The organism is Cellulomonas sp. HD19AZ1 (assembly GCF_004535805.1).
GTDB classification, from domain to species: Bacteria; Actinomycetota; Actinomycetes; order Actinomycetales; family Cellulomonadaceae; genus Cellulomonas; species Cellulomonas iranensis.
On sequence record NZ_SPHX01000006.1, the window covers coordinates 1 to 19,942 of the forward strand.

General features: G+C 75.9%; 22 protein-coding genes. 11 read left to right on the top strand and 11 right to left on the bottom strand.

Annotated features, from left to right (window positions below; genetic code table 11):
- On the bottom strand, positions 1-880 hold an 880-nt coding region (locus E4A51_RS13260), incomplete at its 3' end, for a glycoside hydrolase family 11 protein (RefSeq protein ID WP_134852049.1).
- A 316-nt stretch (positions 881-1,196) separates the two neighbouring features.
- On the opposite strand from E4A51_RS13260, the gene E4A51_RS13265 reads away from it, so the two are divergent.
- On the top strand, positions 1,197-1,487 hold the full coding sequence (locus E4A51_RS13265; RefSeq protein ID WP_070318500.1) for a sulfurtransferase tusA: 291 nt from the start codon (positions 1,197-1,199) through the stop codon (positions 1,485-1,487).
- A gap of 33 nt (positions 1,488-1,520) precedes the next feature.
- Here the strand turns inward: E4A51_RS13265 and E4A51_RS13270 are convergent, their stop codons facing one another.
- Both E4A51_RS13270 and E4A51_RS13275 read right to left on the bottom strand, forming a co-directional pair.
- A complete protein-coding gene (locus E4A51_RS13270) occupies positions 1,521-1,889 on the bottom strand; it encodes a DoxX family protein (protein ID WP_134852050.1) in 369 nt (122 codons plus the stop codon).
- Positions 1,886-2,314 carry a VOC family protein gene (locus E4A51_RS13275; RefSeq protein WP_240696479.1) on the bottom strand — a complete coding sequence of 143 codons (429 nt, stop codon included), beginning with the start codon at positions 2,312-2,314 and terminating at the stop codon, positions 1,886-1,888. The genes E4A51_RS13270 and E4A51_RS13275 overlap by 4 nt, the downstream gene beginning before the upstream one ends.
- Before the next feature lie 74 nt (positions 2,315-2,388).
- Here E4A51_RS13275 and E4A51_RS13280 point away from each other — a divergent pair, with 74 nt between their 5' ends.
- Positions 2,389-3,201 carry an ion transporter gene (locus E4A51_RS13280; RefSeq protein ID WP_070318503.1) on the top strand — a complete coding sequence of 271 codons (813 nt, stop codon included), beginning with the start codon at positions 2,389-2,391 and terminating at the stop codon, positions 3,199-3,201.
- 116 nt (positions 3,202-3,317) lie between these two features.
- Here E4A51_RS13280 and E4A51_RS13285 read toward each other — a convergent pair whose 3' ends face one another.
- Both E4A51_RS13285 and E4A51_RS13290 read right to left on the bottom strand, forming a co-directional pair.
- On the bottom strand, positions 3,318-4,598 hold the full coding sequence (locus E4A51_RS13285) for a sodium:proton exchanger (protein ID WP_206120056.1): 1,281 nt from the start codon (positions 4,596-4,598) through the stop codon (positions 3,318-3,320).
- A 428-nt stretch (positions 4,599-5,026) separates the two neighbouring features.
- Positions 5,027-5,878 carry an SDR family oxidoreductase gene (locus E4A51_RS13290; protein WP_240696480.1) on the bottom strand — a complete coding sequence of 284 codons (852 nt, stop codon included), beginning with the start codon at positions 5,876-5,878 and terminating at the stop codon, positions 5,027-5,029.
- A 203-nt stretch (positions 5,879-6,081) separates the two neighbouring features.
- Here E4A51_RS13290 and E4A51_RS13295 point away from each other — a divergent pair, with 203 nt between their 5' ends.
- The gene (locus E4A51_RS13295) at positions 6,082-6,714 is read left to right on the top strand and encodes a hypothetical protein (protein WP_134852053.1); all 633 of its coding nucleotides are present in this window, start codon (positions 6,082-6,084) and stop codon (positions 6,712-6,714) included.
- 37 nt (positions 6,715-6,751) lie between these two features.
- On the opposite strand, the gene E4A51_RS13300 is transcribed toward E4A51_RS13295, so the two are convergent.
- A complete protein-coding gene (locus E4A51_RS13300) occupies positions 6,752-7,156 on the bottom strand; it encodes a GNAT family N-acetyltransferase (protein WP_134852054.1) in 405 nt (134 codons plus the stop codon).
- Positions 7,157-7,221: 65 nt separating this feature from the next.
- Positions 7,222-8,466, bottom strand: coding sequence for an MFS transporter (locus tag E4A51_RS13305; protein ID WP_134852055.1), 1,245 nt, complete (start codon positions 8,464-8,466; stop codon positions 7,222-7,224).
- 100 nt (positions 8,467-8,566) lie between these two features.
- Between E4A51_RS13305 and E4A51_RS13310 the strand changes: the two genes are divergently transcribed.
- The 3 genes from E4A51_RS13310 to E4A51_RS13320 are packed head-to-tail and all read left to right on the top strand — an operon-like array spanning position 8,567 to position 11,185.
- The gene (locus tag E4A51_RS13310) at positions 8,567-9,157 is read left to right on the top strand and encodes a sugar O-acetyltransferase (RefSeq protein WP_134852056.1); all 591 of its coding nucleotides are present in this window, start codon (positions 8,567-8,569) and stop codon (positions 9,155-9,157) included.
- Positions 9,158-9,164: 7 nt separating this feature from the next.
- Positions 9,165-9,728: a TetR/AcrR family transcriptional regulator gene (locus E4A51_RS13315; protein WP_070318509.1), complete on the top strand. Its 564-nt coding sequence runs from the start codon at positions 9,165-9,167 to the stop codon at positions 9,726-9,728.
- The gene (locus E4A51_RS13320; RefSeq protein ID WP_134852057.1) at positions 9,725-11,185 is read left to right on the top strand and encodes an MATE family efflux transporter; all 1,461 of its coding nucleotides are present in this window, start codon (positions 9,725-9,727) and stop codon (positions 11,183-11,185) included. Before E4A51_RS13315 ends, E4A51_RS13320 begins: the two co-directional genes overlap by 4 nt.
- Positions 11,186-11,289: 104 nt before the next feature.
- On the opposite strand, the gene E4A51_RS13325 is transcribed toward E4A51_RS13320, so the two are convergent.
- Positions 11,290-12,456: an MFS transporter gene (locus E4A51_RS13325; protein ID WP_134852058.1), complete on the bottom strand. Its 1,167-nt coding sequence runs from the start codon at positions 12,454-12,456 to the stop codon at positions 11,290-11,292.
- Positions 12,457-12,573: 117 nt separating this feature from the next.
- Between E4A51_RS13325 and E4A51_RS13330 the strand changes: the two genes are divergently transcribed.
- On the top strand, positions 12,574-13,572 hold the full coding sequence (locus E4A51_RS13330; RefSeq protein WP_167748918.1) for a GNAT family N-acetyltransferase: 999 nt from the start codon (positions 12,574-12,576) through the stop codon (positions 13,570-13,572).
- Between the two features lie 224 nt (positions 13,573-13,796).
- A complete protein-coding gene (locus tag E4A51_RS13335) occupies positions 13,797-14,285 on the top strand; it encodes a hypothetical protein (RefSeq protein WP_134852060.1) in 489 nt (162 codons plus the stop codon).
- A gap of 118 nt (positions 14,286-14,403) precedes the next feature.
- Here E4A51_RS13335 and E4A51_RS13340 read toward each other — a convergent pair whose 3' ends face one another.
- Positions 14,404-14,898, bottom strand: a complete 495-nt coding sequence (locus E4A51_RS13340; RefSeq protein WP_134852061.1) for a DUF4274 domain-containing protein — start codon at positions 14,896-14,898, stop codon at positions 14,404-14,406.
- Positions 14,899-14,993: 95 nt separating this feature from the next.
- Positions 14,994-16,667: an SDR family NAD(P)-dependent oxidoreductase gene (locus E4A51_RS13345; RefSeq protein WP_240696481.1), complete on the bottom strand. Its 1,674-nt coding sequence runs from the start codon at positions 16,665-16,667 to the stop codon at positions 14,994-14,996.
- Positions 16,668-16,929: 262 nt separating this feature from the next.
- Between E4A51_RS13345 and E4A51_RS18735 the strand changes: the two genes are divergently transcribed.
- Positions 16,930-17,415, top strand: coding sequence for a DinB family protein (locus tag E4A51_RS18735; protein WP_240696482.1), 486 nt, complete (start codon positions 16,930-16,932; stop codon positions 17,413-17,415).
- Positions 17,416-17,439: 24 nt separating this feature from the next.
- Here the strand turns inward: E4A51_RS18735 and E4A51_RS13355 are convergent, their stop codons facing one another.
- On the bottom strand, positions 17,440-18,261 hold the full coding sequence (locus E4A51_RS13355; RefSeq protein WP_134852063.1) for a tryptophan-rich sensory protein: 822 nt from the start codon (positions 18,259-18,261) through the stop codon (positions 17,440-17,442).
- A 77-nt stretch (positions 18,262-18,338) separates the two neighbouring features.
- Between E4A51_RS13355 and E4A51_RS13360 the strand changes: the two genes are divergently transcribed.
- On the top strand, positions 18,339-19,142 hold the full coding sequence (locus E4A51_RS13360; protein ID WP_134852064.1) for an alpha/beta fold hydrolase: 804 nt from the start codon (positions 18,339-18,341) through the stop codon (positions 19,140-19,142).
- Between the two features lie 118 nt (positions 19,143-19,260).
- The gene (locus E4A51_RS13365) at positions 19,261-19,860 is read left to right on the top strand and encodes a membrane lipoprotein (RefSeq protein WP_134852065.1); all 600 of its coding nucleotides are present in this window, start codon (positions 19,261-19,263) and stop codon (positions 19,858-19,860) included.
- The last annotated feature ends 82 nt before the right edge of the window (positions 19,861-19,942 follow it).

Sequence of the window (19,942 nt, forward strand, 5' to 3'; positions counted from 1 at the left end):
TGGGGTACACCGTCACCGACCAGTTGGACCGGCCGGTCACGGTGTAGGTGACGTTGAAGCGGTCGCCCCAGCTCTCGCCGCGGGTCCAGCTGACGGTGCAGCCGTTGGTGGTGTTGCTGCCCGAGTCGCCGCCGCCGGTGTTGCCGCCGCCGTTGTTCCCGCCGCCGTTGTCGCCGCCGCCCGTGGTCGAGCCGACCGTGATGTTCGACGAGCCGGACGACTGGTACCCCTCGGTCGCGAGGATCTGGTAGTTGTGCGTGCCGAGCTGCATGCCCTTCGACGCCCACGCGTTGAAGTGGTTCTGGGCCGTGATCGTGCCGCCCACGCGCTTGGACTGCCGCACCGACCAGAACTGCTTGAACGTCGAGCTGTTGCCCTCGATCGACGGCGCGTTGTACCGCGTCGTCTCGTAGATGTCGTACGTGCCGCCGTCGGACGTGACGGTGCCCTTGAACGTGCCGGTCGGGCGGTACGTGCCCCACGAGTCGACGATGTAGTACTCGACGAGCGGGCCGGTGGTCCAGCCGTACAGCGTGAGGTACGCGTTGCCGGACGGGTTGAACTGGCCCGAGTAGGAGACGGCGCGGCCGGTGCCCTTCTCCCAGCCCTTGCCGATGACGAAGTTGCCCGTGTTGGACCACTGCGTCGTGTAGTTGCCGCCGTCGTTCAGGTTGGCGGACACCGTGCCGGGCGAGTCGGTCCAGAAGGAGTACCAGTAGCCGCCCTGCGTGCCGGTCTTGTTGCTGTTGACGTACTCGGCGGCCGCCGGCGTGGCGAGCGCGACCGTGCCGGCGAGCAGCGCCGCCGAGGCGACGGCGCTCACGGCGGAGCGGAACGACCGGCGCTGACGGCGCCGAGCCGGGACGAAAGTATCGGACATCTCGCGACTCCTTTGTGCGTGCGATCCGGAGGGCCGGGGGAGGGTGGCTGCGCCTGCGCTGCGGTCCGGCAGGTGCGGGTGGCCGCCCCGGGCGGTGCCACGCGGGACGTCGTCGACCCGCGTGGATACCGTTATCGAGCGAGTCTGCAACGTGGGAGCGCGACCGCCGCGCCCCGTTCGGGCGATGAAGCGTTTCAGTCGGGAGCGTGCGGCGTCGTCGCCGACGCACGCCGGTGAGGAGCGCGGAGACGTCCGACGTGCTCGAAAGTTGCGAGGCACGTGCGGGGTAGTGCCCGCACACGACTACCGTCGTCCCGTGGCGGAGCACGCAGGCGTCGTGACGATCGACGGCGGGGACCTGGGCTGCGCGCGCCTCCTGCTGCTGCTGCGCGACCGCGTCACGACGCTCGCCCCCGGCACGGTCGTGCACCTCGTCACCACCGACCCCGTGGCACCCGTCGACCTGCCGGTGTGGTGCCACATGACCGGGCACGTGTACCGCGGCGTCGTCGCCGGGCCCGACGACCGACCGACCTACGCGGTCGAGGTCGCGGAGCGTCCCGCGGCTACCGACGCGCGGCACCCGTGGCGGCTGGGCCAGGGCTGACGGTTCGTCGTCGCGCCGCCGGCCCCGCGCCCGTCAGCCCAGGACGACGACGAACCCCAGCACGGCGCTCACGACGCTGACCGCCAGCAGCGCGACCGCCGGGCCCACCGGCTCGCGCCGCCGCACGTGCACCACGACCGCCCCGACCATCGTGACCGCGAGCGCCGTCGCCGCGACCGGGGCCAGCACCGGTGCGATCCCGGTCGCGAGCGGCAGCACGAGGCCGAGCGCCCCGAGCAGCTCCGCGAGGCCGACGAGCTTGACCGCGGCGGGCGAGAAGTCCTCGACCCAGGCGAGCCCCGACGTGCGCAGCGCCTCGCGCGGGCGCACGAGCTTCATGACCGCCGCGCCCGCGAACGCGAGCGCGAGCAGGCCGTTCACGATCCAGAGCGCGACGGTCACGGGGTCTCCCCGGGGTGGGCGGTGGCGGGGGTGCTCGCGACGAGCTCGACCTCGAACCCCTGCGCGTCCTCCAGGTAGGCCGCGTAGTGGTCCGGGCCGCCCGCCCACGGGTGCCGGTCGGCGAACATCAGGGACCAGCCGTGCGCGAGGGCCTCGGCGGTCAGCGCGTCCACGTCGGCGGGGGTGCCCGCGTGGAACGCGAGGTGGTTGAGCCCGGGGCGGCGCCGCTCGTGCGCGCCCGCGACGACGTCGGGCCCCGCCTCCAGCACGACGTACGTGCCGCCGCGGCGCCACGTGCCGCCCGTCGGCCACGCGTCGTCGCGCGCGTACCCCAGGCGCTCGAGCAGCCACCCGAGCGAGGTGGTGGCCGTCTCGAGGTCGGCCACCCACAGCTCGACGTGGTGCAGGGCCCCGGTCTGAGTCACGCGGGCCAGTGTGCCGCGTCCGGGCGGGGTCGCGGGCGCGTGGCCGTCGCGCGCGGTCGTTACCCTCGGTGGCCATGCCGACCGATCCGCGCGCCCGCGTGCGCCGCCTCGTCGAGGCCCGACCGTTCCAGCGCGCCATCATCGGCCTCATCGTGCTCAACGCGGTCGTGCTGGGCCTGGAGACGTTCCCGCGCGTGATGGCCACGGCAGGACCCGTGCTGGAGACCGTCAACCACGTGGTCGTCGGCGTGTTCGTCGTCGAGGTCGTGCTGCGCATCTACGCGGACGGGCGGGCGTTCTTCCGTGACCCGTGGAGCCTGTTCGACCTGTTCGTGGTCGTGGTCGCGCTGATCCCCGCGAGCGCGGGGTCCGAGGTGCTGCGCGTGCTGCGGCTGCTGCGCGTGCTGCGCCTGCTGTCGACCGTCCGCTCGATGCGCATGGTGATCTCGGCGCTCGCGACAGCGGTGCCCGGCATCGCCGCGATCGGCGGGCTGCTGGTGATGGTGGTCTACGTGTTCGCGGTGAGCGCGTCGACGCTGTTCGCGGCCGAGGCGCCGGAGGCGTTCGGCGACCTGTCCCGGTCGGTGACGTCGCTGTTCCGCATCATGGTCGCCGACGGCTGGGCCGACATCGCGGTGCCGATCGCCGAGCGGCAGGCGTGGGCGTGGGCGTACTTCATCGGGTTCACGGTCGTGTCGACGTTCGTCGTGCTCAATCTGTTCGTCGCCGTCACGGTCGAGGCCATGAACCGCAGGCATGACGAGGAGCGCGAGCCCGGCCCCGACGCGGACGCCCGGGTGCTCGCCGAGGTCGTCGCGCTGCGCGCGCAGCTCACTCGGCTCGAGGAGCGGCTCGCGACGACCCCGGCGCCGCGGGACGGTGCCTGAGCCGGTCGCCGTCGTCCGTCGTCGGGCGCGCCGTCCCGGCGTGCGGCGTCGGTGCGGGCGGTGGTGCCGGACGTCTCCGCGCTCGGGAGCCGCCGGCACCGTGCGGCGGGCGGGCGTCAGTCCCCGTGCGCGGGAGCCTCGTCGACCGCGCTGCGGAACGGTGCCGTGAGGGTCGGCAGCAGGTGCCGGCGGTGGTAGGTCGCCGCGGCCGCCGCGATCACCAGGTAGACGCCCGCGAGGACCAGCCGCCCGTGCGTGCCGGTGACCGGGAACTGCACCGCGAACAGGGCGAGCAGCGCCCACGCCGACCAGCGCGGGAACCGCAGCGCGAGCAGCACGGCGATCCCCATGAGGGTCTGCGCCGCGGTCAGCAGCATCTCCTCGGTCTGGCGGGCGTCGAGCACGAGGCTCGCGGTGCCGCCGCCGGCGAGGTACGCGATCGGCAGCGACCCGACCAGCAGGGTCCACTGGTTGATCTTCGAGGAGATGAGCGTCGCGATCGCCGCGGTGCCCTTGCCGCGCCACGCGAACAGCACGGCGACGATGAACTCCGGAGCCTCCGAGGCGAGCGGCGCGAGCCACTGCACCAGCAGGAACTCGTCGACGCCCAGGCGTGTGCCGGACGCGACCAGCGACTCCGCGAACGGTTCCGCGGACGCGAGGATCACGCCGGCGGCGAGCACGAACAGCGCGACGACGGTGATGCGGCGCGCCCGCCGGGGGAGCGCCCCGACGGCGGCGGCGGTGCCGATCAGGTCGGGCTCCTCGGCCTCGCCGCGCGTGAGGCGGACCATGTAGAACGCGAACCACGCGATGAGCGCGAGGCCCAGCACCAGGTGGATGTGCCCGGTGGCGGGGATGACGAACGCGACGAGCCCCGCGACCAGCAGGAAGCCGAGCTCCAGGCGGTTGCCCTGGTCGAGCGCGAGCTCGCGCACCGGCGCTCCGGTGGTGCGGGAGGCGACGAACAGCGCGACGAGCACGACGAGCGGCCAGCCCAGGCCCAGCAGCAGGCGGTTGGAGCCCGTCATGTTGGCCGCCGCGTACTGCACGTACGTGGGGTCGCTGCCCGCGGTGTAGGCGTAGTACAGGTCGACGGCGTACTCGGGGAGCACCGCGATGAGCGCGAGCACGGCGATCGCCAGCCCGCCGGACACGTCGACCTGCGCGGCCTCGGCCGCCCACGCGAGCACGAACGATGCCGCGACGACCGCCACGCCGAACACGGCGAGCTGCACGAGCGGGTCGAGGTGCGCGCCCGAGGCGCGCAGCACGAGCGCGGGCAGTACGAGGACGACCGCGATCGTGGCGGACCGGGCGAGCGTGCGTACGGCGGCGCGGTCCACCACGCGCGAGGGCGAGCCGGGCGGCGCGGCGTTGTCGAGGGGTGTCTGCACGGTGCTGCCTCCACGTCGGGCGTGGTCGGGCCGTGCGACGGTCAGGGGTCGACGGCCTCGACCAGCGGTGTCCACTGGTCGAAGGTCTCGTCCACCGTCGTGGCGCGGTGACCGGGCGTCACCGCCAGCATGTCGACCACCGCTGCCGGCCTCGCGGCCGACCGGACTACTCCCCTTCGCGACCGCCACGCTAGGCGAGGCGTGGGACCGGGCGGAAGTGCGGGGCCTGTGAGGCTGATCTCGGAAAATCCGGGTGCCTGACCTGCGAAGACGAGGTTTCGGCGACCCGTGCTCCCGGTCGCCGGACGACCACCGCGCGGCACCTCGGAGACACGGTGCGGGGAGTTGCGGCGGCCTGGTGGCCGCGTCGCCGCACACCACGTCGAGCGTCGGCGGCGGAGGCCGACGCCGGGCCGCTCGGACCTCGCTCAGCCCTCGCGCAGCACGTCCGCGAACGTGATCGGCGGCGCTCCGGTCACGTCCTCGACGTCCTGCGTGACCTGCGCCATGACGTCGCTCGCGATGGCCGTGTACGTCGACACCCACGCGTCGACCTGCCAGTCCGGGGCGCCGTAGGACGCGCGCGACGCGTACGCCTCGTCGAGCGTCTCGTCGACGAAGCGCACGGGGCGCCCGCGCACGTCGGAGATGACGCGCGCGACGTCGGTGAGCGTGAGCGCCTCGGGGCCCGTGAGGTCGTACGTGCGGCCCGCGTGCGGTGCCGGGTCCCGCAGCACGGTCGCGGCGACCCGTGCGACGTCCGCGCGGGCGACGAACGCGCAGCGCCCGTCACCGGCCGGGCCGCGCAGCGCACCGTCGGCGCCGACGAAGTCCTCGAGCACGTCGAGGTAGAACGTGTCCCGCAGGAACGTCCACGCGACGCCCGACGCGCGCAGGTGCTGCTCGGTCGTGAAGTGGTCCCGCGCGAGCGTGAACGTCGCGTCCGGCGAGGCCGCCGCGAACGACGTGTAGACGATGTGCCGCACGCCCGCCGCGGCGGCGGCGTCGACGAAGGCCACGTGCTCCGCGACGCGCGTCGCGCTCTCCGACGCCGAGACCATGAGCAGCGCGTCCACGCCGTGCAGCGCGTCGGTGCACAGCGCGCGGTCGGCGTAGTCGACACGGGCCACCTCCGCCGGCCGGGCCAGGTGCGGGAGACGTGCGCTCGTGGGGTCGCGGACCAGCAGCCGCTGCGTCGCGCCCGCCTCGTCGAGCAGCCGCGCGACGCGCGCGCCGACCTGCCCGGTCGCCCCGGTGACGCCGATCGTGACCGTGCCCATGGTGCCTCCTGCGCGTGCCGCGTGGTCGCCGTCCATCCTCGCGCCGCACGGACGGCGGGGCCACCGGCGCCGGTGCCGGTGGCGGTCCCGCGGGGCGGTCCGCGGGCGCGGGCGTGGGCGGGTTGCCGGTAACGTCACGGTCCGCAGACGCGCCCGCCCACCCCCTCGCCGCGCGTCCCGCCCGTCCCCCGAGGAGCTCGTCCATGAGGATCGTCCGCACCGGCGTCGCGCTGGCCCTGCTCGGTGCGCTGGGGCTGACCGCGTGCTCGTCGGGGGCGTCGGGCACGGGGTCGCCGGGCACGGCTGCGCCCGTGGCCGACGCGGTGACGACGCCGGCCGCCCAGCCGACGCTCGCGCCCGTGGCCCAGGCGCCCGAGGAGTGGCGGACCCTGCCGCTGGGCCCGGTCGTGCTCGACGTCCCGGGCGGGTTCGAGATGGTGCAGGAGCCGGGCGACGACGACGCGCGGACCGCGTCGTGGGTCGTGCGCCGCGGCGACCAGGACGGCGCGCGGGCCGCGATCTCCGTCGCGCGGGACACCGACCCGACGCGCACGCCGGCGCAGAGCGCGGAGGCCGCGCTGCGCTCGGAGGAGTCGCAGCGCGGCGCGCACGACGGCGAGCGCACGCCCCTGACGTGGCCGGGCGTGGCGGACGCCGAGCACCTGAGCTACCTGCAGGACGTGCTGGTCGGCAGCCGCACGGTCGAGCACCGCGCCGAGTGGGTCTACGCCGACCTGCCGGACGGCTCGCAGGTGGCGGTCGGGGTGGTGGCGCCCGTCGAGATGTTCGACGAGCTCGACCTGCACGAGGTCCTGGAGACCTGGCGCCCCGCGTGACGGGGTCCGCGCGCCACCGAGGCGCGGGCGGTCCGCGTCAGACGAGCCGGACCAGCCCGGCGGCGGTCGGTCGCAGCCCGCACGCGTCCTCGTAGAACGCCACGAGGTGCGGCTCGTCGTCGGCGTGCACCCAGCGGCACCCGGCGGCGCGCGCCTGCTCGACCGCGGCGGCGACGAGCGCACGGCCGACCCCGCGCCCCCGCACGTCGGGTGCGACGCACGTGTCGAGGAGGATCGCGTGCACGCCGCCGTCGCCGACGACGTTGACGAAGCCGACGAGCCGGCCGTCGTGCCGCGCGGTGACCCACGTGAGGCTGTGGTCCGCGAGGCGGCGACCCCAGGGCGTGGCGCCCGGGTCGTGCCCGAACGCGGTCGCGTGCAGGGCCTCGAGCTCGGCGTCGGTCAGCGCGCCGCGGACGTGCAGCGTGGGGGCGGGGTCCATCACGTCATCCTGCCTGCGACGTCACGTCGACTCCCGTGCGACCGGCCCCACGGCCCGCCGTGGGCTCAGGGTGCGGCGGCCGGCCCGGCGGGGACGACGGGCGTCGCGTCGTCGTCCCGCGGCGCACCCGCGACGAGCACGCGCCCGACGCCCGCCACGACGACGCCGGCCGCGACGACGGCGAGCAGCGCGACGCGCAGGCTCGCGGCGTCCGCGACGACGCCGATCAGGGTCGGGGACACGAGGAACCCGACGCGCAGCAGCCAGCTGACCACGGTGAGCCCGACGCCCGCGGGCAGCCCGGGCAGCTCGTCGGCGGTGTGCATGACGGCCGGGACGAGCGTCGCGACGCCGAGCCCGGCGAGCGCGAACCCGACGAGCGTGGTCGTGAGCGACGGCACCGCGAGCGCCAGGCCCATGCCGCCGGCGATGAGCACGCCGCCGACCCGGGCGACGCGTCGCTGGCCGAACCGGTCGACGACGCGGTCGCCCGTGAGGCGTCCGACCGTCATGGCGACCTGCAGCGCGACGAACGCGAGGCCCGCGGCGGCGGCGCCGGTGCCGACCTCGCCGCGCAGGTACAGCGCGCCCCACGACGAGCCGGCGTCCTCGACGAACGCGGCGGCGGCCGCGAGCACGCCGAGCGCCGCGAGCAGCGCGACGGTGCGCCCGGCGACGTGCCGTAGCGAGCGCGCGCCGGGGTGCTCGTCGGCGGGGGCGGCGTCGCGCTCGGCGTCCTCGGGGCCGCGGAGCAGGAACCGGTGGGCGACGACGGCGACGACGCTGAAGACGACGGACGTGACGGCGACGTGCAGCGGCAGCGGGACGTCGAGGCCCGCGGCGACGGAGCCGAGCAGGCCGCCGAGCACGGCGCCGACGCTCCACAGGCCGTGGAACGCGTTGACGATGGACCGCCCGTAGAGGCGCTGGACGCGGAACCCGTGGGCGTTCTGCGCGACGTCGACGACCGCGTCGAGCGCGCCGGCGAGCAGGAACAGCCCGGCGAGCGCGAACCAGCTGCCGGACAGCGGGATGACGGCGACGGCGGCGGCGAGCGCGACGAGCCCGAACGACGCGACGGCGGCGGACCCGAGCAGGCGGATGAGCAGCGGTGCGAGCAGCCCGGCGAGCAGCGCGCCGAGCGGCATCGCGGCGATGGCGGTGCCGAGCGCGGCGTTGCTGAGCCCCAGGCCGTCCTTGACCTCGGGCAGGCGGGGCACGAGGTTGGCGTAGAGCACGGCGTTGACGAGGAAGACGGCCGAGACGGCGACGCGCGCGCGGCGGGCGGTGCGCGTGACGGGGGCGGGCATGGGGCTCCGGGTGGTCGTCGACGGGAGGTCGGGGGGGCGGGCGCGCGGTGCTCGACGCCGATGCGGTCGAGCGTACGCATCGATGTGTACGATCGTCCACATGACGACGCGCGACCACTTCGCCGACGACCCGCGCACGAACCGCGAGCGCATGCTCGCGGGCGACCTGTACATCGCCGACGACCCCGAGAACGAGCGCCTCGCGCGCCGCGCGTTCGCGCTCGCCGACGCCTGCTACCGCGCGACCGTCGCCGGCGACGACGAGGCCGCCCGGCAGGCGCTCACCGAGCTGCTCGGGTCGCTCGGCGAGGGCGCGTACGTCAAGCCGCCGCTCGCCGTGGACTACGGTGAGAACGTCCACGTCGGCGCGCGCACGTTCGTCAACTCGAACCTCACGGCGCTCGACGTCGCGCGCATCACGATCGGCGAGGACTGCCAGATCGGCCCGAACGTCCAGCTGCTCACGCCGACGCACCCCGTCGACCCGCAGCCCCGCCGCGACAAGCTCGAGGCCGCGCTGCCCATCGTGCTGGGCGACAACGTGTGGCTCGGCGGCGGAGTCATCGTCTGCCCGGGCGTGACCATCGGCGACAACACGGTCGTCGGCGCCGGGTCCGTGGTCGTGCGCGACCTGCCCGCGAACGTCGTCGCCGTGGGCAACCCCGCGCGCGTCGTCCGCGAGATCGCCTAGGCCCCGCGTGGCCGAGCGGCGTGCCCGACGGCACGACCCCCAGCGGCGCGACCGCATCGTCGAGGCGTGCCTGCGGGTGATCGGCGAGGTCGGCGTGGCCGGCGCCTCGACGCGCCGCATCGCCGCCGCGGCCGACGTCCCCCTCGGGTCGATCACCTACCACTTCGACGACGTCGACGCGCTGCTGCGCGAGGCGTTCGAGCGCTTCACCCGGCGCGTCAGCGACCGGTTCGAGCACGCGATGGCCGCCGCGCCCGACCGCGCCGCGGCCCGCGACGCCGTGATCGCGCTCATCAGCGTCGACGTGCTCACCGACCCGCACGAGCTCGTGCTCACCCACGAGCTCTACACGCTCGCCGCACGCGACCCCGGCTTCCGGCGGCTCACGCACGACTGGATGTCACGCAGCCGCCGCGCGCTCGAGCGGCACGTGGACCCGCAGACCGCACGCCTGCTCGACGCGCTCATCGAGGGCATGACGATCCACCGCGCGCTCGACACCGAGCCGCCCGACCCGTCCGACGTCGCGGTCGCCGTCGACCGCGTGCTCGCGGGTGCACCGTCGCCGTGACCAGCGGCGCGGCGCCCGGCGCGACCACCGGCGCGACACCCGGCCCGGCGGACGACGCCACGGCCGGCCGCACCGCCGGCGCCGACGCGGGTGGGAGGGTCGCCGCGACGACCGCGCTCGGCACACGACCTGTCGGGCGGCTGCTGTGGCACGCGTGCACGCAGACCACTCTCTCGGTGGGCGTGTACGGCGTCTACGCCCTCACCAACGCGTGGTTCGTGGCACGCGGCGTCGGGCCGACGGCGGTCGCGGCCGTCAACCTCGTCGCGCCGCTGCTGCTCGCGCTCGGGGCGCTCGCGACCGCTCTGGGCGTCGGTGCCGCGTCGGTCGTGTCGCGGCGGCTCGGCGCGGGCGACCCCGCCGGAGCGGCACGCGCCACCGGCAACGCGTTCACGGTGTTCTGGCTCGCGGCGCTCGCCACGACCGGCGTCGGGCTCACGTTCCTCGACCCGCTGCTGCACGCGCTCGGCGCGCGGGGCGCGACGCTCCCGTACGCGCGTGACTACGCGGTCGTGGTGCTCGCCGGCGCGATCGTGTCGACCGGCTTCTCGGCCGTCGTGCGCGCCGAGGGGCGGCTGCGGTTCTCGGTGCTGCTGTGGGTCGTGCCGGTCGTCGTGCAGATCGTGCTCGACCCGCTGCTGATCTACGGCGCGGGGCTCGGCGTGCGGGGCGCCGCGCTCGGCACGGTCGGCGGGCAGGCCGTGTCCGCGGCCATGAGCGTGTGGTTCTTCTTCCTGCAGCGCGGCCGCCCGTACCGCGTGCGCGCCGCCGACCTGCGGCCGCACGCGCCGACGGTCGGCACGCTGCTGGGCATCGGGTCGCCGTCGTTCCTCGCGGGCGCGGGCACGACGCTGCTCGTCGTCGTGGTCAACACGGGCCTGGCCCGTACGGCCGGTGCGGCGGCGCTCGCGGCGTACGCGATCTGCGCGCGGCTGCAGACGTTCGTGCAGATGCCGCAGCTCGGCATCAGCCAGGGCATGCAGCCCGTCGTCGGGTACAACGCGGGCGCGGGCCTCACGGCACGCGCGTGGCGTGCCCGTGTGCTGACGCTGCGCGCGACCCTGCTGTACGGGCTGCTCGCGGGTGCCGCGACGGCCGCGCTCGCCGAGCCCGTGGTCGCGGTGTTCGTCGACGCGGGGCCGACGCGGACCACGGCTGTCGACGCGCTGCGCGTGCTCGCGGTCGGGTTCGCCGCGGCGGGTGTGTCCCCGCTGGTCGCGGCGTACTTCCAGGCTCTCGGCCGGCCGCGTCCGGCCTACCTGCTCACGCTCGGCACGCTCGTGGTGGTGAAGGTGCCGCTGGTGCTCGGGCTCGGAGCGGCCGGGCCGACGGGCACGTGGGTCGCGCTCGCGGCGGGCGAGGTGGTGGGGGCCGTCGTCGCGCTCGTCGTCCTGCGGCTGCGCGACCCGTTGCGGGGCGTGGCGGACGAGCCGGACGGGGGACAGGGCCGCGGGTGACGAGCCGGCGGGTGACGAGGCAGCAGGTGACGAGCCAGCAGGCGACGAGCCGGCTGGCGACGAGCCGGCGGGGGCGACGGCGTCGGTGTGACGGCCGTGCGCCGTCAGGCCCGCCCGACCCGCCACGCGACGCCGACCTGCACGGTCGCCAGCGCGGTGAGCACCAGCAGCGCGGGGCGCCACGACCCGGTGGCCTCGGTGAGCACGCCCGCCGCGACGGGCCCCGCCGCCGCGAGCAGGTACCCGAGCGACTGCGCCATGCCCGACAGCCGCGCCGTCTCGCGCTGGTCCCGCCCGCGCAGCGCGACGAGCGACAGCGCGACCACGAGCGCGGCCCCCTGCCCGAGCCCTGCGACGACGACCCACAGCACCACGAGGTCGGGCGCGAGCAGCAGCCCCAGCAGCGCGACGAGCGCGGGAGCGCTCGCGGCGACCGCGCCGAGGCGCTCGTCGGGGCCGCGGTGCAGGAGCGCGGGGACCACGAGCCCCCCGACGATCCCGAGGCCCTGGTAGACGAACAGGTGCACGCCCGCGGTCGTCGCCGTCACGCCCTGCGTGACCTCCACGGTCGGCAGCCACGTGACCAGCACGTAGAACACCGTGGACTGCAGGCCCATGAACGCCGTGAGCCACCACGCGGTGGCCTGCCGCCACACGCTCGTCACCGGGGCCGCGTGCGGGTCGACGACGTGCGGCGCGGAGGGCCGGGCCCGCCACGCGCGCGGCGCCCACACGGCGGCCACGAGCACCACGAGCCCCGCGGACGACGCGAGCGCGACCCGCCAGCTCGTGGCGTCCGCGAGCGGCACCGCGAGCGCCGACGCGGTCGCCGCGGCCCCCACGATGCACGCGGTGTACACGCCCGTCGCGAGCGAGACGCGCCGGGCGAAGTCCCGCTTGACCAGGGCGGGGACGAGCACGTTGCCGACCGCGATCGCCACCCCGATCACGGCGGTCGCGAGCCACAGACCGGCGGTGCCGGTGAAGGGGCGTGCGAGCGTCGCGACGCCCAGCGCGAGCAGCGCCGCGAGGATCGCGCGCTCGGGACCCGTGCGCTCCGACAGCCGGTGCACGAGCGGCGACGCGGCCGCGAAGGCCAGCAGCGGCAGCGTGCCGAGCAGACCCTGCGCGCCCTCGCCGAGCCCGAGGTCGGGCCCGAGCTGCGGCAGCAGCGGACCCACGGCCGTCAGCGCGGGGCGCAGGCACAGCGCGACGAGGAAGACGGTCGCGGGTGCGAGGGTGCGGACGAGCGTGCGCTCGGTGGTGCTCATGCGGGGCGGCTCGTTCCGGTGTGCGCGACGGGGTGCCGCACCTTCCTACACCCGCCCCGGCGCGGCGCCGTCCGAGGCCGCGCCGGGGCGGTGTGTGGCACGCGTCATGATGGGCCGGTGGACGGCTCGACAGTCATCGAGGACCCGCCCGTGCTGACGGACGGCGTCGTGACGCTGCGCTGCCTCACGGCCGACGACGTCGACGCGCTGCTCGCGGGCGAGGACGACGACCAGGTCCGCTGGCTGAACGAGGGCCACCGCTCCGAGCGCCCGCGCACCACCGCGTGGGTCGCGCAGAACCGCGCGCAGTGGCGCGACGGCGGGCCGCGGCGGCACCTCGGCGTGCTCGACGCCGCGACGGGCGAGCTCGCGGGCACGGTCGAGGCCCACCTCGCGCTGCCGGACCTGCCGGACGGCACGGCGAACGTGTCCTACGCGGTCCTGCCCGCGTGGCGCGGGCGCGGCTACGCGGTGCGCGCCGTGCGCCTGCTGCGCCGCTGGCTCGCCGAGCGCACCGACGCCACGAGCGCCGTGCTGCGCGTCGACGCCGCGAACGTCCCGTCGCTGCGGGTCGCGCGCGACGCGGGCTGCCTGCCGCCCGAGCCCGGGCCCGACGGGCTGCTGCACCACGCGCTGCCGTTGCGTGAGCCCGCGCGGGTCGTGCTGGTGTGCGGGCCCGCGGGCTCCGGCAAGTCGACCCACGCGGCGCGGCTCGCGCGCGCGGGCTGGGCGCACCTCGCGTTCGACGCCGCCGCGTGGGCGGCCGGGCACCGCGAGCACCCGCTCCCGGCCGACGTCGCGGCATGCGTCCACGAGGACCTGCGGGCCCGGCTCGTGGGCCTCGTGGGCGACGGCGTGGACGTCGTCGTCGACACGTCGTTCTGGTCGCGTGCCTCACGCGCGTCGTACCGCGCGCTGCTCGCGCCGCTCGGGGTCGTGCCCGTCACGCACCACCTCGTCACGCCCCGCGCCGAGGTGCTGCGACGCCTGGCGGCGCGCACGGGCGCCGGCCCCGACGACGTCGTCGTGCCGCCGGACCGCGCCGCCGTCTACCTCGACGGATTCGAGGACCCGACGCCCGACGAGGGTCCGCTGGTCCGCGTCCCGCCCGCCTGACCCACCTCGCCCGACCCGCCCCCGTCGCGACGACCCGCCCCCGTCGCGACGGACAGCGGTACGGCACGACGGACACGAGCGTGCGGCTGTCCGTCGTGCCGTGGGCCTGTCCGTCGAGGTGGTGGCGGGGCGGCGCCCTCCGGGGCGCGGCGGGGTGCGGACCGGGGGCGGTACCGTGGCGCGCGCCGAACCGACGGCGGCGCGCGCCGAACCGGAGGAGACCCGTGACCGAGCCGACACCGACGGACGCGCCTGCCGACGGCACGCCGCCGACCGCCGACGCGACCCGCACCGTCGACGCGCCTCGTCCGGCCGACGCGCCGCAGCGCACCGGCGCCGCGTGCCTCGAGATCCACGTGCTGCCGTGGAGGCGACGCACGCGGATGGTCGACTTCGGGCCCATCGGCGGCATCCCGTCGGTCGACGACGACGTCCTCGGACCCGTCGTCGCGACGCTGTTCACGGTGCTGGGGATCCTGTTCACCGTCGTCGTGGTCGGGTCGGTCGTGCTCGTGCTGCTCGAGCTGTGGGTGCTGCTCGCGCTCGCGGTCCTGCTGCTTCTCGCGCGGTTCGTCGGGCTGCTGCCGTGGGTCGTCGACCCCGCGACCGGCGGTCCGCGCGAGCGCTACCGCTGGCTGCCGAACGCCGTGCGCCGCGTGCGCGCGCTCAACGGCGGCGGCCGGGTCCGCGTCCGCTGGTCCTGGGTCGGTTGACGACGACGCCCGGGCGGCCGCGCGGTCGGTGAGGCGGTCCGCCGCCCGCCGACGCGTCGGTCCGCCCCCCCGGCTGTGCGGCGGTGCGGCACCTCACGGTGCGGTGCGGGAGGTGAGGTCAGGCGTCGCGCAGGGCCGTCCAGCGCAGGTGCACGTCGAGCGGCAGACCGTCCTCGGTGCCCGCGTCGTCGACGAGCTCGCCGGGCACCGCGCGGCGCATGACGTCCGGCACGGGCCGCGACACGGGTGCGCCGTAGTCGTCGGTCCAGTCGATCTCGTCGTCGTCGGTCGGGTCGAACGCGATGCCGTGGTCGGCCCAGAACCCGGCGGCGTACCGGTCCTCGATCGTGCGCAGCAGCGCGTACGTGCCCTGCTCGTCCTCGGGCACGTCCTCGACGCGGGCGTAGCGCGCGTAGTAGCTCGCGCCGAGGATCCAGTACGCGCTCAGCGCGGTCGCCCGGTCCGTCGTCGGGTCGTCGAGCACGGCGCGCACCAGGTGCTCGCCGCGGTCGTAGTCCGCGCGCCGCACGAACGTGTGGCGCTGCTGCGGGGTCGCCGCGGCGAGGAACTCGCGCAGGAACTGGTCCGGGTCGTCGGTCGCGGGGGAGCTCACCCGGCGATGCTAGACGCCCGCCCCGAGCCGTGCCCGTGGCCGGCCGCAGCCCGTGCCACCCACCCTGCCACCCGCCTCGCCGGTCACCCCGCGACTCACCAGGCGGCGCGCACGTAGTCCTTGAGGAAGCACCCGTACAGGTCCTCGCCGGCCTCGCCCCGCACGATCGGGTCGTAGACGCGCGCGGCGCCGTCCACCAGGTCGAGCGGGGCGTGGAACCCCTCTTCGGCGAGGCGCACCTTGGTGTGGTGCGGGCGCTCGTCGGTGATCCAGCCCGTGTCGACGGCGGTCATGAGGATGCCGTCCTGCTCGAGCATCTGCGCGGCGCTCGTGCGGGTCAGCATGTTGAGCGCGGCCTTGCTCATGTTGGTGTGCGGGTGGCCGGGACCCTTGTACCCGCGCGAGAACACGCCCTCCATGGCGGACACGTTGACGACGTAGGTGCGGCGTGCGGGCGACGCCGCGAGCGCGGGCCGCAACCGGCTGATGAGGATGAACGGCGCCGTCTGGTTGCACAGCTGGACCTCGAGCAGCTCCATCGGGTCGACCTGCTCGACGGTCGCGACCCACGAGTTGCTCTCGGCCACGTCGGGGATGAGCCCGCCCGCGTCGATCGACGTGCCCGCGACGAGTCGCTCGAGGCTCGCGGCCTGCGCCGTGAGCGACTGCTCGACGAGCTCCTGCGCGTCCCGCGCGGCGCGCTCGATCGCGAGCGCGGGGCTCGTCAGGTCGCTCACCGACCCGGCGAGCGCGCGCGGGTGGGCGTCGCTCGTGTGCCCGAACGCGGTGATCATGCGGTCCCCGTCGTCCGGCAGCGGGGACAGCTCGGCGTCGACGAGCCGCGAGTACGCGCCGGGCGAGCGGCGCACCGTCTGCGCGGCGTTGTTGATGAGCACGTCGAGCGGACCCTGCGCGGCGACGTGGTCGGCGAGCTGCACCACCTGCGCGGGGTCGCGCAGGTCGATCCCGACGACGTGCAGCCGGTCCATCCAGTCCGCGGAGTCCTCCATGGCGCCGAACCGGCGCACCGCGTCGCGCGGGAACCGGGTCGTGATGGTGAGGTCGGCGCCGTCACGCAGCAGCCGCAGCGCGATGTACATGCCGATCTTGGCGCGCCCACCCGTGAGCAGCGCCCGCCGACCGGTGAGGTCGGTGCGCGCGTCGCGCTTGGCGTGGTGCAGCGCCGCGCAGGCGGGGCAGAGCTGGTGGTAGAACGCGTCGACCACCGTGTAGTCCTGCTTGCAGACGTAGCAGGGGCGCGCGCGCAGCAGCGTCCCCGCCGTCGCGCCCGTCGCGTTCGACGTCAGCGCGATGCCGCGCGTCTCGTCGTCGATGCGGCCCGGGCTGCCGGTCGCGGTCGCGGCGACCACGGCCGCGTCGGCCTCGGCGATCGAGCGGCGCCGCTCGAGCCGGCGGTGCTTCTTCGCGGCCTTGAACAGCGCGGACGCCGCACGGCGGGCGACGGCGTGCTGCGGGTGGTCCTGCGGCAGCGCCGCGACCTGGTCGGCGACCCGCAGGAACGTCGCGAGGTCGGCGGGGTCGACGCCGGGGAGCGTGCCGTCGGGCGCCGTGCCGTCGGGCGGGGTGGCGTCGTGCACGCTGCCGTCGGCGGTCGCGTCGTCGTCGGTCGTCGCGGTGGCGTGCACGCTGCCGTCGGCGGTCGCGTCGTCGTCGGTCGTCGCGGTGGCGTGCACGCTGCCGTCGGCGGTCGCGTCGTCGTCGGTCGTCGCGGTGGCGTGCTCCGCGGGGGCCGTGGTGTCCGCGCTCATGCGCCGTCCGTCCTGCGTGGGGAAGGGCCCGTCCGGTCACGAGGGCCCGGAAGATCGTACGCGCTGCCCCCGCGTCGCCCCCGGCGCTAGCGCCCGTCCCCGCACCGCGCGCGCCTGCGTGCTCCAGTCGTCGGCGGACAGCCCGACGGTCCCACGGACACCGGCGCGCGCGTGCCCGTGGGACCGGGGCGCTGTCCGCCGGTGGACGAGGGTGCGGCATGGCTACGGTGGTTCGTCGCGTCCGACCGAAAGGAGGCCCTCCTTGCCCACCTCGCCCGTGTCGTCGCCGGCGTCGTCGTCCGAGCGGACGCTGCTCGAGACGTTCCTCGACGGCTGCCGGACCGCGCTCCCGGCCACGCTCGACGGCCTCGACGAGGAGCAGGTCCGGCGTCGGCTGGTGCCGTCCCGTACCACGCTGCTCGGGTTGCTCAAGCACCTGACCTACGTCGAGGTGTTCTGGTTCCAGCACGCCGTCACGGGGGCGTCGCTGCGTGACCTGGGCGTCGCCTCGACGCCCGACCGCTCGTTCGTGCTGCGGAAGGACGACTCGGCGGCCTCGCTGCGCGCCGCGCACGCGGCGGTGGTCGAGGCGTCCCGCGCGGCCGTGGCGGGGCGTCCGTTCGACGATGTCGTCACGGGTCGCGGGCGGCCCGTCAGCGTCCGGTTCGTGCACCTGCAGGTGCTCAAGGAGTACGCGCAGCACACCGGCCACGCCGACATCCTGCGCGAGCAGCTGCTCGCGGGCTGACGGGCACCGGCCGGGGCGGACCCCTCAGCGGCGGCGCGCGACGAGCGTCGTGACGACCGGGGCGAGCAGCGCGACGGCCGACGCGACGAACGCGGCGTTCGCGACGGTCGCGTCGACGAGCGGGCCGTTGGTGCGGCCGAGGCCGATCCACGCCAGGCCCCACGCCATCGCCAGGCCGATCGGCAGCGCGACCGCGGGCCGCACCCGCGCGAAGACGGCGTACGCGACGGACAGCGCCGCGCCCGCGGCGAGCACGACCACGGCCCACGTCGTGGCGCCCAGGCCGAGCTCGCCGACCTCGGCCACCGTGAGGAACGCGGCGACGTTCGCGAGCGTCGCGACGCTCACCCACCCCAGGTACAGGCCGGTCGTCACGTCGGTCACCGCCGACGGCAGAGCCGCGGTGTGCGGCGTCCGCACGAGTCGCACGAGCACCACGGACAGCACGACGACCAGCGCGACGATGACGAGCACGCTGCCGCCCACCGACCCGGCCTGCACGACGCCGATCCACAGCGCGTTGAGCAGCATCGACGCGAGCAGCCACCACGACACGGCCCGCAGCCGCGCGTCGGACGCGTACCGCGGCAGCGCCTGCACGACCGCGAACACCAGGAGCGCGGTGTAGATGACGGACCAGATCGAGAACGCGGGGGTGTCCGGCGCGAGCGGGGTCGCGCTCGCGGACAGCGCACCGCCCGCGGCGTCGGCGGTCGACTGCCCGCCGAACGCGCCCGACCCGTACGCCGCACCGAGCGCGGCGACTAGCGACCCGACGAGGACGACGACCTGCCGGACCCGGTCGCGGGTCGTGGCGGTCCCGGTGGTGGCGGTGAGGGAGGTCATGCCCCCAGCGTGCGCTTCCTCAGCGTGCTGAGCATCTTGAACGCCCGCCCGGCTCCCCGGCTGCCTAGGCTCATGCCGTGACCACCCCCGCACCCGTCCCCCTGGCCGCGACCGTCGTCGGCGACACCGGTGCCCCGGTCGTCTTCCTGCACGGCCTGTTCGGGCAGGGGCGCAACTTCACGCAGATCGCGAAGGCCCTCGCGCCGGACGCGCGGTCGCTGCTCGTGGACCTGCCGAACCACGGGCGTTCGGCGTGGACCGAGCGGTTCGACTACCTCGAGGTCGCCGACGCGGTCGCGGCGCACCTGCGCGGCGGGTTCGCGGCCGACGGTCCCGTGCACGTCGTGGGACACTCGATGGGCGGCAAGGTCGCGATGGTCCTCGCGCTGCGCCACCCCGACGTCGTCGACCGGCTCGTCGTCGCGGACATCGCGCCCACCGCGCGCAGCTCGCTCGGGGAGTTCGAGCACCTGCTGGACAGCCTCGCGGCGCTCGACCTGCCGTCGCTGACGCGCCGCTCCGACGCCGACGAGGCCCTCGCGCGGCGCGTCGACGACCCGCGCGTGCGCGGGTTCCTGCTGCAGAACCTGCGCACCGACGGCGACACGTTCCGGTGGCAGGCGAACCTCGCGCTGCTGCGCCGCGACCTCCCTGCGATCGGCGGGTTCCCCGACCTGGGCGACGCGGTCGACGACGGCCCCGTGCTGTGGGTCGCCGGCGAGCGGTCCGACTACGTGCGCCCGGAGGACGGCCCGACCATGCGGCGGTACTTCCCGCGCACGACGCTCGTGACGATCAAGGGCGCCGGCCACTGGGTGCACTCGGAGCAGCCCGCGGCGTTCGTGTCGGTGCTGCGGACGTTCCTCGGGCTCGGGGCCTGACGGCGACGACACCGTGTTCGGTCGTCCCCAGGCGTGCGTCGGGGCGACGGATGACGGTGTCGGCGTGCGCTCGGTCGTCCCGAGGACGGGCGCCGTCGCGTGGCGCTAGCGTGCAGACGTGCCCCGACGCGCGCGTGCCACCCTGCCGTCCGTCGTGCTGCTGACCGCGCTGCTCGCCGCGCCGGTGCTCACGTCGTGCGCGGGTCTGCGCGCCGCCGACCCGAGCGGCGCCGACGACGCCCGCGCCGACGGCGGCTCGGCCGCGGACGTCGACGCGCGTCTCGCGGGGGCCGGCGTCGCGCGCGACCTCGTGCGCGTCACGCACGTCGACGGCCTCGCGGTGGCGACGCAGTCCGTCGGGGTGTCGGGCGACGAGGGCTTCGGCGCGGCGTACGTCGGCCCGGACGGGGCGCAGGTCCTGCTGCGGACGTCGCGGACCGCCGACCCGAGCGCGGTCGCGTGCGCTGACCTGACGGACGACGACGTCGACCCGCCGCTGTGCGGGGTCGAGCACGAGGGCGTGCACGTCACGTTCGAGGGCGACGGGGTCGACGCGGCGACGCTGCGGGCCGCGGGCGAGGCCGTCCGGGTGCCGAGCGGCGACGAGCTCGCCGCGCTCGTCGCGGACCTGCCCGAGGTCGGCGACCAGCCCGTCGAGCGCGGCGACCTGCCCCCGGGCGACGGCGCGCCGCGCGACGACGTCGGTGAGGGCGGCTGACCGGAGCCGACCGGCACCGGGCACGGCGGGTGCCCGTTCGGCCGGCTCGGTGCATGGCACCCGGGTCCAGGCGCACCGGGTT